This is a genomic window from Treponema sp. TIM-1 (genome assembly GCF_046533115.1).
In the GTDB taxonomy this organism is placed as follows: Bacteria; Spirochaetota; Spirochaetia; order Treponematales; family Breznakiellaceae; genus JAIRMO01.
This window is the reverse complement of record NZ_JAJQRC010000002.1, coordinates 79,050-95,074: the sequence shown is the minus strand read 5'-3', so window position 1 is coordinate 95,074 and position 16,025 is coordinate 79,050. Positions and strand designations below refer to the sequence as shown.

General features: G+C 50.4%; 15 protein-coding genes. 8 read left to right on the top strand and 7 right to left on the bottom strand.

Annotated features, from left to right (window positions below; all coding sequences use genetic code 11):
- The first annotated feature begins 343 nt into the window (after window positions 1–343).
- Both LQZ21_RS01925 and LQZ21_RS01920 read left to right on the top strand, forming a co-directional pair.
- Window positions 344–2,263, top strand: a complete 1,920-nt coding sequence (locus LQZ21_RS01925) for a phosphatidylglycerol lysyltransferase (RefSeq protein ID WP_411042455.1) — start codon at window positions 344–346, stop codon at window positions 2,261–2,263.
- Between the two features lie 12 nt (window positions 2,264–2,275).
- A complete protein-coding gene (locus tag LQZ21_RS01920) occupies window positions 2,276–2,743 on the top strand; it encodes a DUF3276 family protein (RefSeq protein WP_411042454.1) in 468 nt (155 codons plus the stop codon).
- On the opposite strand, the gene LQZ21_RS01915 is transcribed toward LQZ21_RS01920, so the two are convergent.
- The 3 genes from LQZ21_RS01915 to LQZ21_RS01905 all read right to left on the bottom strand — a co-directional run bounded on the left by LQZ21_RS01915 (window position 2,703) and on the right by LQZ21_RS01905 (window position 5,474).
- On the bottom strand, window positions 2,703–3,323 hold the full coding sequence (locus LQZ21_RS01915) for a ribonuclease HII (RefSeq protein ID WP_411042453.1): 621 nt from the start codon (window positions 3,321–3,323) through the stop codon (window positions 2,703–2,705). The genes LQZ21_RS01920 and LQZ21_RS01915 overlap by 41 nt on opposite strands.
- A gap of 5 nt (window positions 3,324–3,328) precedes the next feature.
- Entirely contained in the window at window positions 3,329–3,931 is a 603-nt protein-coding gene (locus LQZ21_RS01910; RefSeq protein WP_411042452.1) for a phosphoribosyltransferase, read from the bottom strand.
- A 97-nt stretch (window positions 3,932–4,028) separates the two neighbouring features.
- On the bottom strand, window positions 4,029–5,474 hold the full coding sequence (locus tag LQZ21_RS01905; RefSeq protein WP_411042451.1) for a flagellar assembly protein A: 1,446 nt from the start codon (window positions 5,472–5,474) through the stop codon (window positions 4,029–4,031).
- Between the two features lie 269 nt (window positions 5,475–5,743).
- Here LQZ21_RS01905 and LQZ21_RS01900 point away from each other — a divergent pair, with 269 nt between their 5' ends.
- Genes LQZ21_RS01900 through LQZ21_RS01890 form a run of 3 tightly spaced genes read left to right on the top strand, consistent with a single transcriptional unit; the run spans window position 5,744 to window position 8,448 of the window.
- Complete coding sequence (locus tag LQZ21_RS01900) at window positions 5,744–6,217, top strand: arginine repressor (RefSeq protein ID WP_411042450.1); 474 nt, start codon at window positions 5,744–5,746, stop codon at window positions 6,215–6,217.
- 15 nt (window positions 6,218–6,232) lie between these two features.
- Entirely contained in the window at window positions 6,233–7,825 is a 1,593-nt protein-coding gene (locus LQZ21_RS01895) for a glucose-6-phosphate isomerase (RefSeq protein WP_411042449.1), read from the top strand.
- 56 nt (window positions 7,826–7,881) lie between these two features.
- On the top strand, window positions 7,882–8,448 hold the full coding sequence (locus tag LQZ21_RS01890) for a flavin reductase (RefSeq protein ID WP_411042448.1): 567 nt from the start codon (window positions 7,882–7,884) through the stop codon (window positions 8,446–8,448).
- A 12-nt stretch (window positions 8,449–8,460) separates the two neighbouring features.
- Here LQZ21_RS01890 and LQZ21_RS01885 read toward each other — a convergent pair whose 3' ends face one another.
- The 4 genes from LQZ21_RS01885 to LQZ21_RS01870 are packed head-to-tail and all read right to left on the bottom strand — an operon-like array spanning window position 8,461 to window position 11,903.
- Window positions 8,461–9,396, bottom strand: coding sequence for a M28 family peptidase (locus LQZ21_RS01885; RefSeq protein ID WP_411042447.1), 936 nt, complete (start codon window positions 9,394–9,396; stop codon window positions 8,461–8,463).
- Complete coding sequence (gene pdxY, locus LQZ21_RS01880; RefSeq protein ID WP_411042446.1) at window positions 9,396–10,259, bottom strand: pyridoxal kinase PdxY; 864 nt, start codon at window positions 10,257–10,259, stop codon at window positions 9,396–9,398. Before pdxY ends, LQZ21_RS01885 begins: the two co-directional genes overlap by 1 nt.
- Before the next feature lie 53 nt (window positions 10,260–10,312).
- Window positions 10,313–11,236 (bottom strand): transcriptional regulator, encoded by a 924-nt coding sequence (locus LQZ21_RS01875; protein WP_411042445.1) that lies wholly within the window; start codon window positions 11,234–11,236, stop codon window positions 10,313–10,315.
- Between the two features lies 1 nt (window position 11,237).
- On the bottom strand, window positions 11,238–11,903 hold the full coding sequence (locus tag LQZ21_RS01870; RefSeq protein WP_411042444.1) for a metallophosphoesterase: 666 nt from the start codon (window positions 11,901–11,903) through the stop codon (window positions 11,238–11,240).
- Window positions 11,904–12,235: 332 nt separating this feature from the next.
- Here LQZ21_RS01870 and LQZ21_RS01865 point away from each other — a divergent pair, with 332 nt between their 5' ends.
- Genes LQZ21_RS01865 through LQZ21_RS01855 form a run of 3 tightly spaced genes read left to right on the top strand, consistent with a single transcriptional unit; the run spans window position 12,236 to window position 16,020 of the window.
- The gene (locus LQZ21_RS01865) at window positions 12,236–12,937 is read left to right on the top strand and encodes a tetratricopeptide repeat protein (protein ID WP_411042443.1); all 702 of its coding nucleotides are present in this window, start codon (window positions 12,236–12,238) and stop codon (window positions 12,935–12,937) included.
- Window positions 12,938–12,946: 9 nt separating this feature from the next.
- Complete coding sequence (locus LQZ21_RS01860) at window positions 12,947–14,941, top strand: tetratricopeptide repeat protein (RefSeq protein ID WP_411042442.1); 1,995 nt, start codon at window positions 12,947–12,949, stop codon at window positions 14,939–14,941.
- Window positions 14,938–16,020, top strand: coding sequence for an AI-2E family transporter (locus LQZ21_RS01855; RefSeq protein WP_411042441.1), 1,083 nt, complete (start codon window positions 14,938–14,940; stop codon window positions 16,018–16,020). Before LQZ21_RS01860 ends, LQZ21_RS01855 begins: the two co-directional genes overlap by 4 nt.
- Window positions 16,021–16,025 lie beyond the last annotated feature (5 nt).

The window sequence follows — 16,025 nt, the reverse complement described above, 5'->3', positions numbered from 1 at the left end:
GTTTTTAGGTTTTTAACCTAAAACCTATCGGCTCCGCGGGACATAAAGACCGGTAATAATAATAGTAATAGGAGGAAAGAGAAAAACCGGCCTTGCAACCGGTGATAAAGAATATCTTGTAAGCCGCGGAATTAAACACCTTGTTTCCTTATGATAGGGGAGTATAAACAGGGGAGAAATCCCTGTCAAGTAATATATCCCCCCTCGTCCGGAGCTGCCGTTGGCTATAGCAATAGAATTCAAAAACCAGTATACTATTTTCCCCCTTATGGGTTTTTATATTGAACCGGTTTCAAAAATTAGATTTTTTTGAAACCGCCTCTGGTAACAAGGAGTTTGCCCTATGGCGTTAATACGGCATCCTGATTCGGGACTTTTTATTGCCGATCCTGCGGTACTTCCCTTCAAAGGGGATGATCCGGCTTTGACCAAGACCCGTTTGGATGAAGTGCTGGATAAAATGATCCTTTCGGCATCGGGGTGGCGGGGGATCTTCGCGAAAAACGGCGATGAGGAGAGCCCCGGAGAAGAAATAAGTCCGGTCCATGGGGTTATAGCCAGTATTGCGGCCGGGATCTTTGCGGAATATCTTAAACAAAAAACGGGCCTGGAACATCCCCAGGTAATAGTCGGAATGGACTCAAGACCCACGGGACCGGCCATAGCGGATCCGATGATCCGGACCTTTTTGGCACAGGGCTGCGGGGTACGGTTCGCCTTTATCATCGCTGCCCCGGAGATCATGGCCTATGCCCGGACCGGCAAAGCCCAGGGGTTTGTATATATCTCCGCCAGCCATAACCCCATAGGGCATAACGGTCTTAAATTCGGTCTTACCGATGGGGGGGTTCTCCCCGCACCGGAGGCGCTGCTCCTGATTGAAGCGTTCCGGGCCCGGATGGCGGATCCCCAGGTTATACCCCAGGCGGTTTCCTGGGTGGGGTATGGGAATATTCCGGAACTCACCCAGGTGTATTTAGGCCTTCAGGAGATCAAAGCCGAAGCCTATGGGGCGTATCTCTCCTTTACCCGGGAACTTACCGGAGGAACCGAAAATGCCGGGGAAAGCTCCCTTTTTGAGGTTATGACCCGAAGTTTACGGAACCATTTCCTGGGGGTGGCGGCGGATTTTAACGGATCCGCCCGGACCTTATCTATAGACCGGGAATTTCTTACTTCCCTGGGGCTGGGTTTTTACGGAATGTTTCAAAAACCCCGGGAAATCGCCCACCGTATCGTCCCCGAGGGGGAATCCCTGGAACCCTGCCGGCAGTTTGTGGAGCAACTCCACCGGGAGAATCCCGGGGTGGTTATCGGCTATGTGCCGGATTGTGACGGGGACCGGGGAAATCTGGTTTTCTGGGACGAAACCCAGGGACGGGCCCGGGCCCTGGAAGCCCAGGAAGTTTTCGCCCTGGCCTGTGTTTCCGAATTGGCCCACCTGGTTTGGACCGGCGAACTTCAGTTTGATAATAAGGGAAACGCCCTGCGAAAAGCGGCTATTGCGGTGAACGGCCCTACCTCCATGCGGGTGGATCGGATTGCCAAGGCCTTTGACGTGTCGGTTTTCCGGGCCGAAGTGGGGGAGGCTAATGTGGTTGGCCTGGCCCGGAAGCTCCGGGAACAGGGATATCTGGTACGGATCCTGGGGGAAGGATCCGCCGGGGGTAATATTACCCATCCTTCGGCGGTACGGGATCCCATTAATACGGTGTTGGCCCTGGTAAAACTCCTTACCATCCGGAGCGAAGGGGAACGGAAGGGCTTTTTTGAACTCTGGTGTGATCTGTCGGATCAAGCCGAGGTATACCATCCTGATTTTACCCTGGCGGATATTATCGCCGCCCTCCCTCCCTTTATCACCACCGGTTCCTATACCCCGGAGGCGTTACTGCGGATCAAAACCGTCGATCACGGGCTCCTCAAAAACCGGTACCAGGAATTTTTTCTCCAGGAATGGGAGGAACGAAAGGATTACTTTAACGCCCGTTACGGTATCACCGGGTGGAGCGCCACCGCCTTTGTAGGAATGGAGGAAAAACGGGGACTTTCCCGCTTCGGCGATGCCGGCCGGGGGGGCTTAAAGATCCTTTTTTCCACCAAAACCGGCCATGTCCCGGCCTGTATCTGGATGCGGGGTTCCGGTACGGAACCGGTTTTCCGAATCATGGCGGATGTGGAAGGCTCGGATAAACGGATGGAACGGGACCTTATCGAATGGCAGCGGCACCTGGTTACCCGGGCGGATCAAGCCGGAAATTAACAGGAGCGGAATATGGGGATACGGGGAGAATTGTTTTCAACCAAGGTTTCTTTACAAAATAGAACCTACTTTTTTAATGTAAAAGAAAACCGCCTGGGGGATCTCTACCTCAACATCGTGGAAAGCAAAAACCGGGACTCCGGAGGCTTTGAACGCCAATCGGTGATCTTTTTTGCCGAAGACCTTCCCGAATTTCTCCAGGGTTTTGACGAAGCCCTCAAGGTATTGGAAAAGGCCTTTCGGGAAAAGAACCGGGGGGAACACCGAAAACCTCAGGAGAATCGGGACCGGGAAAAAGGGGATCCCCGCTTCCTGCGGCCTGAGCGGGGAGGGAAGGCCCCGCAGGAAAAGGGAAAACGGGTACTGCTTAAAACCGGGAAGGCAAAAAACAAGACCGGCGCCGCCAAACCGGGCCCCCGGAAGCCCCGCTCCGTTAGGGCTATCCGTCCTGAGGGCCCCCATCCTGATCGGGATGATTAAAGAGGGGTAGCTGGATCGGTTTAACCCTGAAACTCCGGCGCTGGATAGGGGACGGCCCATGGATGGCGATTCTTTTTAGGTGGTCCTGAGTGGGATAGCCTTTATGCCGGTCATAACCGTAGTCGGGATAAAGCCAGGAATACCGTTCCATCATCCGATCCCGGGCGGTTTTGGCGAGGATCGAGGCGGCCATAACCTCGGGGACTTGGGCGTCGGCTTTGACCAAGGCCCGGCAGGGGAGGGGGATATCCGGTACGTAAAGGCCGTCTACAATGGCGCTGAGCCCGGGGGGGAGTGCGGCCAGGGAAGCGGCGGCCAACTCCTCAAAGGCCCGCTTCATGGCCAGGAGGCTCGCCTTAAGGATATTAATGCGGTCGATCTCAAAAGCCGATGCCCAGCCGATGCCCCAGGCGAAGGCCCCCCGATAGATGATTTTCATGGCCTCTTCCCGCTGCCGGGGGCTAAGTTTTTTTGAATCCCCCAGGACATCCCGGGGAAAATCTTCGGGGAGGATCACCGCGGCGGCGCAGACCGGGCCGGCCAAGGGCCCCCGGCCCGCTTCATCAATACCGCATATCATCGGGGTCAGGGAATCACGTCCAGGACATTCCGCAGTTGGGGATCCGGAGCATAATAATACTCCTCCAGTTCTTCCCTGCTTAGACCCACCAGCTCATGGCTCATATAATGGATCCAGCGGTCCTCTTCGTGGATGGATAGTTCATGTTTTCTGCACCAATAATCGGGCTGAATGGGAAGCTGGTCCGGTTTATCATAAAAATATTTATAGTCGTGGACCGCCACTTTTAAATCGTCCCGGGGTATGCCCTTTTCCAGGATGATCTGTCCCAGATAATTAATGGTTTGGCCGGAATCAAAAATATCATCCACCAAGAGGATTTTATCCCCTACCCGGAGGTGTTCCGGCGCATAGGTCCAGCCCTCAACCTTGATCTTGCCCGCCTTACGGACATCGGTGTAGGAACGGGCCACCACCGCCGCATAATACACCGGCCGGCCGCCGGCACGAACTATCTTAAAATACTCACTGATCACATTCCCCAGATACGCACCGCCCCGGAGGGAAACATAAATGACATCGGGTATAAATCCATCATGATAAATACGATGGGCCAGCTTGAGGGCATTATTCCGAACTACATCATAGGGGAGGAATTCCTTTCTCATAACAGTAGCATACCGATTTTTTCTTCTTGCGGGAAGATGATGGGACCCACAAGACCGGGCAACAACGTGGACCAGGGGTGGCTGTTTAAAAGGTATTTTACAAGGGTTCGGAGACGAGTTTTCCCTTGGTTTTATCCAAGCTTATCCGTACCTTCCGTAAGGGTTCTTCGACAAAAAGGGCGATCTGACAAATTTCGATCAGGGTACCCGGGGCAATTTCCCCGGTTACTTCCACCAGGGCCTTATCATCCGCTTCCAAGCGGCCTAACAGATCGGAGATCCGCTGCCCGGTTTTCTTTTGCTCCTGCTCAAGACGGTGCAAAAGTTCTTCCATTTTGGCTTTTTTTTCCGGGTTTTGCTCCGGAACAGCCATCAGTTCCCTGAGTTTTGCCAGTTTGGCGGAGATGATCCGGAGTTGATAATTGTTTTTTTCTTTTTCCTGCTGGACCGTAAAATCAATTCCACAATGGATATGGGTAGGTTTCCCGGATTTTTTACCTATTGCCCCTGCCCGGATCCCATGGATGGCGGTAATATCCCCCCCGACAATTACTCCCTTATCCCCCAGCTCGATATTTTCCATGGCATATATACTGGAATTGATGATCTCCGTTTCCACCATTAAGGTTTTTCGACAAGCCACCCGGCAGTTTTCTATGAATTTAGCCTTAAGGGTTCCGCCAACTTTAACCAGGGCTCGGCCCCTGCCGATGATCCCACCGGCTACGGTAAGATCATTTTTGGTGATCACATCGGTCACGTCAAAGGTCTGTTTTATGGTCACCGAGCCGCCGGAATAGATCTTAAATCCATCCGATACCGGCCCTTCGATGATCACATCCCCGGGAAAAATAATATTCCCCGTGGCATACCCTACACCGCCTTTTATCACCAGCGATTCCTGGACGCTGATGACTTTTTTATTTTCTATCAATTGACCCGCGATTTTCGCGATGATATGGTTTTCGTCGGTTCTGGTATTTTGTCCTCCGGAAACTCCTTCAGGCCGCAGTACGCCCCGGGGAATAAGCACCCCATGGATGTTTTTACCGTCCTGCCCTTTTTCCCGGGGCCGTTTATACGCCAGGATCTGATCTTTTTTTACGATGACAAAGGGAGACTGGGAGCGGTAATCAATACGGTTGTTTGCCTCGGACGGGGACGAAGCCGGATTGGGGGCAAGTTCAAAATACTCAAGTACCTCATCTTTTGGGGGATCCCCCCGGGCGATGAGGACATCTTTTATGGGTTTTCTATCATGATTGCACCGGAGGATTGCCTCCTGAATAGTTTTTTCCTGTATTCCGTAGACTATATTAAGCCGTTCCAGGACCGAAGAAACATAGGCGAGGGTGATGGGTTCTCCATTTCCGACGGCGGGTATAAAGTCCGCCCGGGCTTCCAGGTCATCTTCAGAAAAAGTTACGGATATATTTCCGTCATTTTTATTTTCCCTTAAAACGGTTGCACGATTTTGTGGATTTTTACTTTCCGGTACTTTTCCGGCTTGATCTCTATTTTTATTAGAGTTGAATTTCTCCATTAGTTTTATGCTCCGAATATTCCTACCATAATATCGGCAAGATCTTCTATAGTTATAATTATAGGATATGGCAGGATATTTTACCCAGGATTAAGGGAGTTTAGATCGTGGATATGCGGGGATTAAGCGTGTTAAAAAAATACTTGCAAAAAGTATCTTGCCATTGTATATTTATGCAAGGATGGAGGATAATTATTCGTAATTGGGCCGGTGACAAACAGCCAATTTTGAAAACGGTTTAATTAGCCCCCGAGTAATATGGAGTAATTGTGAAGGAACGGTTGGCTCGTTTAAAAACTGTCCGTAAATTGATAAAGACCTATCGAATTGAGTCTCAAGAAACACTTTTGGGACATTTGCAAAAAGAAGGATTTATTGTTACCCAGGCAACCCTTTCCCGGGATTTAAAACTCCTCAAGGTAGGTAAGATCTCCGATGGTCATAACGGGTATGTGTATTCCCTGCCCGGAGAAGATGAGCGGCAAGAGACCGAACGGACCTATATCCATGATTTTCTTCGGGGGTATGTTTCTATCGAATGGTCCGGAAATATGGTGGTGATCAAAACCTATTCGGGTCATTCCGATTCGGTTGCACTGGCGGTGGATAACTTAAGCCTGGACGATGTGCTGGGAACCATCGCGGGAAGGGACAATACGGTTTTTGTATGCCTCCGGGAAGGTATAACCGGAGAGGATTTTATACGCCGGATGAAGGAAAGTATTCCTGAACTGGAAGATTAATGGAGAGAATGGATTATGAAATATAACAATTTTGATAAGCTTACCGCTTATAAGCGACTTTTGGATCTTGTGCCCCGGGGGAAGGGGTTTGATTTTGTATCCCAACTTACCGCGGAACGGGTAAGAAAGGCGGTGGTTCCCCTGGCCGCGGGGTTCACCTATTCCTGGGCCGCAAAAGCGGTGGACGATCCCGTGATAGAGGCTCTCCAGGCCCTGGCGGATGAGCAGGAGCTTATAGAGAAGTACCAGGCGTTGATTGACGGGGAAACGATGAATACCGGAGAAAACCGGAAGGTCCTCCACCATCTGCTTCGGGGGCAATTGGGAAAACCGGTTTTACATGAAGGGAAGAACCTGGGGGAATTTTACGCCCATGAACTTGACCGGTTTTCCGCCTTTGCCGACGCGGTCCATGCCGGTAAAATCCGGGGTTCCACGGGAAAGGCCTTTACCACGGCGGTGCAGATCGGTATAGGCGGATCGGATTTGGGTCCCCGGGCTCTGTACCTTGCCCTGGAAAACTGGGCCGCCGCAGAGGGGAAGGGACATTTACAGGCGAAGTTCATCTCCAATGTGGATCCCGATGACGCCTCCCAGATAGTTGCCCGCTGTACCCTGGAAGAGACCATCTTTGTTCTGGTTTCTAAAAGCGGTACCACCCAGGAGACTCTGGCAAACGAGCTTTTCGTCAAGGATAAACTCACCAAAGCGGGGCTGGATCCCAGTAAACATATGGTGGCGGTAACCAGTGAAACCAGTCCGCTGGCCCATAACCCCGCATACCTGGATTCATTTTACATCGACGATTTTATCGGCGGCCGGTATTCTTCTACCTCCGCGGTGGGAGGGGTCATCCTTTCCTTGGCCTTTGGGCCGAAAGTGTTTAAGGAACTCCTCGCCGGCGCCCATAAGGCGGATAAAAACGCCTTGGAACCGAAGGTCCTTGCCAATGCCGCCCTGTTGGATGCCCTTATCGGAGTGTGGGAGCGGAATTTTCTGGGGTACCCCTATACGGCCGTCCTCCCCTATAGCCAGGCCCTTTCCCGGTTCCCCGCCCATCTCCAGCAGCTTGATATGGAGTCCAACGGCAAGGGGGTTAACCGGGAGGGCCTTCCTCTGGCCTATTCCACCGGCCCCGTGGTTTTTGGAGAACCCGGTACCAACGGTCAACATTCTTTTTATCAGCTTCTCCATCAGGGGACGGATGTTGTGCCTCTGCAGTTTGTGGGTTTTATCGAAAGTCAGCGGGGGGATGATGTGGAAGTGGATGGATCCGTGAGTCAGACTAAACTTAAGGCGAACCTGGCGGCTCAGATAGTTGCCTTTGCCAAGGGTAAGACCGACTCGAACCGGAACAAGGAATTCCTTGGGGGGCGTCCCTCCAGTCTTATCTACGGTAAACGTCTTACCCCCCAGGCATTGGGAGCCCTCCTTGCCCATTTTGAAAATAAGGTTATGTTCCAGGGTTTTGTCTGGAATATCAACAGTTTTGATCAGGAAGGGGTACAGTTGGGAAAGGTCCTCACCAAAAAGGTCCTGGCTGCTAAGGCCGGGGGAAATTCCGGGGATTCCGCCCTGGATGCCTATAGCGAGATTTTAGGGATATAATGGAATCGGTTTCAAAATTTTGACATTTTGAAACCGCCTAACGGGAAGGGGGATATATGAACCAGAAAGCGGTGATTCCTGCGGATAAGGGCTGGATAGAAAAGGATATTCGGGAATTTCCCGGTTCTCCTGCGGCCCGGATTGGGGATGGGTGGATGCTCATTACCACCGGAAACCTCAAGGAGGGGAAGGATAACTGGAATACCATGACCGCCTCTTGGGGAGGGCTTGGGGTGCTTTGGGGCAGGAATGTGGCTTTTATGTTTATCCGGCCCACCCGGTATACCTTTGATTTTGCCAATGCCGCTTCCCTCTTTAGCCTCAGTTTTTTCGACACAAGCTACCGGAAGGCTCTAGAGTTCTGCGGGTCCCGTACAGGCCGGGATACGGATAAGGCCGCAGAAACCGGCCTTACTCCCCTGGTGTTTGAAGAAGGTAAAGCCGCCGGTGGTATCGGTTTTAAGGAAGCGTCGGAAGTTATCGTCTGCCGTAAATTGTATACCCATGATTTTGATCCTACCGGTTTTTTAGATCCCTCCATCGAAAAAAATTACCCGGAGAAGGATTACCACCGGATGTTCATCGGGGAGGTTTTGACTTTAAAGGTATACCAGGGAGTGTGACCCCGCCGATTTTCATTTTTTACTCAAAGCACAGGCAAAACGTACCACCTGGGAAAAATGTTCCGGGGTAAGCCGGGGGTAACTATCCCCGGGGCCGTTAAGGCAGCGCCATGTTTCGGGGATTAAACGTCGGTCATAATTTTTCTGTATCTCCCGGTTTACCAGAGCCTGGTCAAGGCCGGAGTTGTTCCGCAGGAGGGAAATAAAGGGGCTCGCTTCCTTACCGGGGAGTACCGTGATGGTCTGGGCGGGTATTCCCGCCCGTAAAAAACCCGCGTCATCGGAAAAGGGGGTTGGCAAGAGCAGCACCTTATCCATCTGAAGTTCCCGGGTTGTTTCCAGGGCCAAGTTTCTCAGCTGCTGTACCGCCTGCCTTGTTTTTATTATCCCCAGCCCTTTTTCGTTTTTCATCAGGTGATCGGCGGTGGTGGAAATAATAAGGGTATCCCCGGTACCGCAGGCATCGAATATGAAAAATCGTCCCCTTCCAAGACCGGCTTGCCGTAATCCCATGGCCAGCGTATAGGATCCCTGACTTTTGATTCCCTCGTCTTGGGTTAATTCCTCTTTGTCGGTAAAGATAATAAGCCAGTTCTTACCTTTTTTTTGCCATAGTTTCATGGCTGTTTCTATAAGAAGAAATACCGCGGCGCTGTTATCGTTCGCACCGGGGCTGTCCGCTGCCCGGTCATAATGGGCAACCAGCACAATGGGGACAGAGCTCGCTTGGAAGGCCTGGCCTTTCTGACCTTTCGGCGAGCTCTGTCCCTCGTGAGGTGGGAAAACCATAAAATGCCGGTTTCCTGCAATGGTAAGGGTCGATCGCCGTAGGCCCAATTTATCCAGCAGGGCGCTCAGAAAGGCAAACCTATCCGTTTCCGGGGCAATAAATTCTTTAAAGTAGCGGTAGGGGACTTCGGATAGGGGAGTCTTCGTTATTTTAGACACTAGAGCCGTACCGCATTAAAGGACCGGGAAGGATGGTTCAATTCATTTTGAGCCGCTATGATACAGAGTTCCCGGCTATGGGCGTTAAAGGTGGCTTCCATGATTCCGTAGATTGACGCCGTGGTAAGCTCCAGGGCGCTCCGAATGTCCCCGGTCTCAAGGTATCGGGACAGAAAAACCGCGGTGGTCAGGTCCCCGGACCCGGATATGGCCATATCAAAAGGAAGTTCCGGGGTATGGATCCGGTAGGTTTCGCTTCCGGCGGAAACCAACAGATCAATATGGTCCCGGGGACCGGTGGTATTTTTCCCTTCCCGGTAACTGGTCACCAGTACAATCCTGGGGCCCCGGGCATGGAGCAGATCTATGGCTTTACGGGCGGCGGTGATATCCCCGGTATCCATTCCGGTTAAAACTTCAAGTTCAAATTGGTTGGGGGTTAAGAGATCCGCCAGGACGATGATTTCATTTTTAAAAATATCCGGAATATCAGGCTTGACATAAAGGCCCCGATCTATATCCCCCATTACGGGATCGCAGCAGTAAAGGGCGCCCGGTGCCTTGGTCCGTACCAGTCGGACCGTATCCATAATCGACCGGCCCACCGCGGCATTCCCCATATAGCCTGAAAGGACCGCCTCGCAATCCGTAAGAACTCCCTGCTCGTCCAAGCCCTGGACCAAGGCGGTGGTCATTTCCGCCCCCAGCTCTGTCCCCCGCCAGGTGCCGTATCCGGTATGGTTGGAAAATTCCACGGTATTAATTGCCCAGACCGTATGCCCCATACGCTGGAGGGGAAACACCGCGGCACTGTTTCCCGCATAGCCATAACATACATGGGATTGTATTGATAAAATAGCCACCGCTTATCTTCCTTGTTCTGTTTTAAAACCACCCGCAGGTATACCGGGCGCCCTTATGACGGCGACCGGTATATCAGCTTGTGGAACAGGGCGGTCATAAATTGGAGGAATTTGACCCTGTTTTTTCCGTACTTTTGAGAAAAATCCCTGGCCGCATCGGGAATGGAATAATAGATACCGTATTTTTTTTTCAAAAAATCCCAATGTTTGACGATCCAGACATAAAGATCCCCCGGGGTTCTGCCAGGAAAATTAAGATAAAGCCGTTCATCCTTGATTATTTTGATAATAGGCTCGTATACATGGTTATACCAGGAGATCAGGGCATCGGAAAAGGGGATTTCCTTGGGAATCCCCTGGTTAAGATAATATTTATGGACCAAAATATGGTTATATATCACATCGTAACGCCCGGGCATACTGAAATCCAAATCATAGCAATTGGTATATTTTCCAAATTCGGTTTTTTCATAAAACGCCTTTTTTTCAAGGCCGATGATCAGATCCCGGAGATCGTCGGTGGTCATGGATGGATCGATGGCTATTTCACTGGAAAGGCTGATTACTTCCGCATCGATCATCTCAACTCCCTGACTTCTGGCCACCGAAACCCGGTGATTCCCGTCCCGGACAAAATAGACTCCCCCAATTTCATAAAGTTGAATGGGGGGCAAGACAATACTTCTGATATGGGCTTCATCAACCCGGACCCAGCGGGATTTGAGGTGATCCGATTTTGGCAGAAAATATTTATTAAAGTCCCGATACCGGCCTTCGCTGCCCACGATAAGGTTAATGGGGACCGTCTGCATCCCCTTATAGGTTTGGTTTTTGGGTTTGAGGATTTCCTTTACATCATTAAAAGAGAGGAGTTTATCCTTATCGGTATTCATAAAATGCTGAATCCGGGAGAGTATGGCCCGACCCCGGGCCTTTGAAAAATCTTCCGTAGCTTGTATGGTAAACATATTTTTCATATTATTTTTCCCCGATTTCGATTATGTAATGACTAAAGGCATTTACCACCAGGGTATCCTTATACCGGGTGGTTCTGAGATCCGATAAATCATAGAGATGAATATGACCATGGATGAGATATTTAGGTTTAAAGACCCGCATGAACCATAAAAAAGCTTTGAAGCCCCGATGACAGGGATCCTCCTTATCATGGATACCCCGGGGAGCGGCATGGGTCAGGAGTATATCCAGAAATCTTCCCCGGAAGATCCGGTTGATGATCAGGATAGGAATGAGTTTTATAATTTCGAAGTTCATCTGGAATTCGGTATACTGATTTTCCCCCCGGTTATACCGCCGGGAACCTCCCAGTCCGGCTATAATAAGTCCTTCCTCCATTCTTGCTTTGGAACCGATATGAACGGCCCCCGACCCATAAGTCGCATCCTCACTTATCCAATTACGATAACCGATCATACCGGAGGTTTTATACCGGTACAATTCGTTAAGGTTATGATTTCCAAACACAAAAAACAGGGATTTGTTGAGGCTTGAAACGATAAATTCCAAATATTCCATGGGAAGATCCCCGGCACTGAGGACCATATCAATGTCCTTAAAACGTTCTTTAATCGAGTTTGAATATACAAGGGGATCGATATGATCGGATATACATAATATTTTCATAATCTTTAAGGCCTTTTCAAAAGATTAAATTTTAAAAAAGCCGCCTTCGATTTAAAAATCCCCAAATTCATGGAAAAAAGCCACCTTTTTCCTTTGATTTTATAAAAAAAGGGAAAAAATTGTCGTAAATTCTGCCGAAAATTTACCAATAAAACCCGATAATCCCGTATCACTGGGGGCTTTATCGATTTTACTTTTTTGAGGACCGTTTGTATCATGGTCATGACTTTTTTCGCTTTTTTATGGTATCTTTATTATTATGAAGATTAATTGTTTTAATCCTTCATGTCAAACCTTGAAAGCAGGGTGGAAATAGCATGGCGGGAATAAGGATGAAGAAAACATTCGGTCTGGGTATGATTTTATGGGGCTTGTTTTTGTCCCGGGGATTTGCCCAAGATGCCTTTACCCAGGGAGAAGAATATTTTCTCCTGAACAGGCCTCAGGAAGCCCTTCCTTTTCTGGAAACTTCCCTGACGGAGGATCCGGCAAATATCCGGGCCGGTCTTTATCTGGGTATAAGTTACCAGCAGCTTAACCGGTTGGACGACGCTATTGCGGTATTTCGAAAAATACTTCCCCGGGGCGGGGATGAAACCGCCCGGATTGCCTTTAACCTAGGTAATCTCTATTATAGTAAGGGTAACCTGAATTATGCGGGACAGTACTATACCCAAGCCATTGAGGCGGATCCCGCCTATGCTTCAGCCTATTTAAACCGGGCGAATGCCCTGGTTCAGGCCGGTTCCCTTAAGGATGCTATCTCCGATTATGAGCTTTACTTGTCTCTGGAGCCCCGATCAGCGAAACGGCCCCGGATTGAGCAGCTGGTAGCCTCCATCAAAGAAGAATTTGCCGCCGAAGAACGGCGCCGGATCGAGGCGGAAGCCGCGGCCCGGGCTGAGGCAGAACGGAAACAGCGGCTTTTGGATGAGATATCCGCTTCCCTTCAAGCAGCGACGGAAGAAAGTACCGGTCTTTCCGCCGGTACTGAGGAAGTCCTGGGGTATGATGACGCGTTTGAGCTGGAATAGGAATGCGAAATGAATAAAAGAGTCATAGTCATTGGTGGGATAGCCCTGGGGGTTGTAGTTATTATATTACTTACCATAGGGGCAATTTTTCTCTTTAATAACGATAACGGGCAGGCGGAAGGGGAAGATAACGGAGGAAAAAATATCACCCTGGACGATGATAATAATACCGGGACCGACGTTCCTCGTAACAACATCATCAGACTTGCCCGGGAATATATGGAGCAGGAGGCTTATCAGCGAGCCCTGGACCTTTTGGACCGTCTCCTGATTGAGAACGTTTTCGACGAGGAGGCCCGTAATATGCGGGATGCGATTCTGGTCGCCCAGCGGGAAGCCCTGACCCGGGAGCATGCGGCCAACCAAGGCAGACCTTCTCTGGAAGAAATTGCCGCCATGGAACGGCTGGAGGCGGAACGCCGACGGAATGCCGGGGAGGAACGGGCCCGGGAAGAAGCCGAAGCCGCCGCCCGGCTTGTGGCGGAGGCGGAACAACGGGCCAATGAGGAGGCGGAAGCGGCCCGGCGCAAAGCGGAGGAGGAAGAACTTGCCCGGCAGTCCCGGGAATTACAAGCCCGAATGCGCCTCGTAAACGACTATATCTCTCAGGGAAAGGCCGCCGTTACGGGGAATAATTTCAACAGCGCTATCAAAGCCTTTGATACCGCTTTGGACAATATACCTCCGGGACAGCCCCGTTTTGAAGCGCAAAAGCTCGCGGAGGTAGCGGATGCCTACTATGATGGATATTCCCGAAATAAAAACAATCCCGAAGGGCAGGAAGCTCTTCGAGCCGCCCAATCCCATGCCCGAGAGGCCCTGGAAAAGGACCCTTCCCAGGCTATGCCCCACAATACCCTGGGAAAGATTTACCGGGATCTCAGCCAATGGGATAACGCCGCGGAAGAATTCCGGGAAGCGGTCCGATTGGAGCCCAATAATTTTGTGTACTCCTATGAACTGGGACGGGCCTATTTCAGTTCCCGCAAAATTGCCGAGGCTCGACAGGCCTTTGAAACGGTTACCCGTCTTAATAGCCGGTTTGAACCCGCCTGGTATAACCTGGGGATTGCCCTTTATGAGCTGCGGCAGCGGGACGATGCCCTGGCCGCTTTCCGGCAGGCAGTGGCGATACGGCCCGATTATACCGCGGCTTACCGGGGAATAGGCCGGATTCTTTCCGCCAAGGGTGATACCCGGGGGGCGATTGACGCATTCACCCAGATCCTGCGTTACGAGCCCCAGGATCTCGCCGCCCTGCGGGAATTGGGGGTGGTCCAGAGTGCCGCCGGGGATTATGCCGCCGCAGAGATTTCCTTTGGTAAAGCCCTGGAGTCGGCGCCCAACGACGACCGGACCAATTACAACATGGCGGTGGTTAAGCTTGCCCTTAACAAAAGCACCGAAGCGGTGGGATTCGCAAAAAAAGCCGCGGATAGGGGCCCGAACAACAAAGAATATAATTATACCCTGGGACTTGCCCATGAGGCGGCGGGGAATTCGGACGATATGGTTATGTCCTATACCAAAGCCGCTTCTTTGGATCCCCGGTATCTCTTGCCCCGGATAAACTTGGGAAAATTTTATACCGCCCGAGGTTTTCCGGATCAGGCATTGGAAGTTCTTGGTGAAGCCTATCGGGTGGAACCGAATAATTTTGAGGTTAATAACAACATGGGGCAGGCGTACGCCAAACAGGAAAAATGGGTCCAAAGTGTGGAACACTACGAGCGGGCCTTGACCATTCAACCTAATAATACCACGGTGCGGGAAAATTTAGCCCTGGCCTATATAGGCGCCGGGGACCTAACCAAGGCCCGGGATATTTACCAGGATTTGGTTAGGCTGGTTCCCAATAACTGGGATGCTATCTTGGCCCTGGGTAATACCTATGTTAGCCTTGGAGACGCCGATTCAGCCAAACGGTATATTCAGGATCTTCTGACCCGTAACCCCGGTTATTCCCGGCGGGCTGAAGCGGAAAGGATATTGTTAGAATTATGAGTTGGTCAAAGGCTGTACAAAACTCCGTATTTGTTGCGATCCTCATTATACTACTGGTGATAGTGTTCCGGCTTTTTGCCCCCTTTTTTACCGTTCTTCTATGGTCCACCTTACTCTATATACTTTTAAGCCCCCTGCACCAACGGGTGGTAAAAAAAATTAAAACTTCAGGCATAAAGGGGATGATATGCAAAAACATCTGGGCGGGGATATTTTCTTTAGGAACGGTGATACTTATCCTGATCCCGCTTTTTTTTGTGGCCTCCCAGTTTTTTAGACAGATCACGGAACTTATCCGTTTGGCACGGGATACCTTTAACCATAATCCCGGAATCATCCGGGATATGCTGGAAAAAATATCCGAATTTATCCGGGATATTACCTCGGATCAAATCATCATCAGCGCCGATGAGATTCAGCGGAGAATAGTCGCCTATTTGAGTTCAAGCCTCCAGAATCTTATACAAATGAGCAGCAGCCTAGCCCGGGATGTGGGTTCCTTTCTTTTTGGGCTGGTACTGATGATATTTAGCCTCTTTTTCTTTTATATGGATGGCGCCTATCTCTCCCGGCTCGTTCTCCACGCTATCCCTATTAGAAAAGAGCATATTACCGCTCTGGTGGGGAAATTTAAGGATATCACGAGGAATCTTTTCTTCGGATACATCATGGTTTCGCTGGTTCAGGCTATTATGGCCTATATTGTTTTTGTAATTTTCCAGGTCAAGGGGGCGCTGGTTTTTGCCGGCTTGACCTTGATCTGCGCTTTTATTCCCATGTTTGGAGCGGGTCTCGTATGGCTGCCCATAGGGGTTATCCGTATTCTCAATGGCGAAATCCTTAAAGGAATCCTGTTTCTTATTATTTCGGGATTTTTTATTTCTACCCTGGATAATTTTCTGCGTCCTATATTCTTGCAGAACCGGATCCAGCTGCATCCCCTGATCATTTTTTTTGCTATCCTGGGGGGGGTGAGCGTTTATGGGTTTAATGGTATTATAGTGGGTCCGATGGTGGTGATTCTTTTCTTAACGGTACTGGATTTGTTTCTTACCGAACACATGATAAAACCGGATTAGGGGGA

Excerpts from the sequence above, each read along its gene's own strand:
- LQZ21_RS01925 (WP_411042455.1), top strand. The coding sequence starts at position 344 with ATGGCGTTAATACGGCATCCTGATTCGGGACTTTTTATTGCCGATCCT.
- LQZ21_RS01920 (WP_411042454.1), top strand. The coding sequence starts at position 2,276 with ATGGGGATACGGGGAGAATTGTTTTCAACCAAGGTTTCTTTACAAAAT.
- LQZ21_RS01915 (WP_411042453.1), bottom strand. The coding sequence starts at position 3,323 with ATGATATGCGGTATTGATGAAGCGGGCCGGGGGCCCTTGGCCGGCCCG.
- LQZ21_RS01910 (WP_411042452.1), bottom strand. The coding sequence starts at position 3,931 with ATGAGAAAGGAATTCCTCCCCTATGATGTAGTTCGGAATAATGCCCTC.
- LQZ21_RS01905 (WP_411042451.1), bottom strand. The coding sequence starts at position 5,474 with ATGGAGAAATTCAACTCTAATAAAAATAGAGATCAAGCCGGAAAAGTA.
- LQZ21_RS01895 (WP_411042449.1), top strand. The coding sequence starts at position 6,233 with ATGAAATATAACAATTTTGATAAGCTTACCGCTTATAAGCGACTTTTG.
- LQZ21_RS01890 (WP_411042448.1), top strand. The coding sequence starts at position 7,882 with ATGAACCAGAAAGCGGTGATTCCTGCGGATAAGGGCTGGATAGAAAAG.
- LQZ21_RS01875 (WP_411042445.1), bottom strand. The coding sequence starts at position 11,236 with ATGAAAAATATGTTTACCATACAAGCTACGGAAGATTTTTCAAAGGCC.
- LQZ21_RS01870 (WP_411042444.1), bottom strand. The coding sequence starts at position 11,903 with ATGAAAATATTATGTATATCCGATCATATCGATCCCCTTGTATATTCA.
- LQZ21_RS01865 (WP_411042443.1), top strand. The coding sequence starts at position 12,236 with ATGAAGAAAACATTCGGTCTGGGTATGATTTTATGGGGCTTGTTTTTG.
- LQZ21_RS01860 (WP_411042442.1), top strand. The coding sequence starts at position 12,947 with ATGAATAAAAGAGTCATAGTCATTGGTGGGATAGCCCTGGGGGTTGTA.
- LQZ21_RS01855 (WP_411042441.1), top strand. The coding sequence starts at position 14,938 with ATGAGTTGGTCAAAGGCTGTACAAAACTCCGTATTTGTTGCGATCCTC.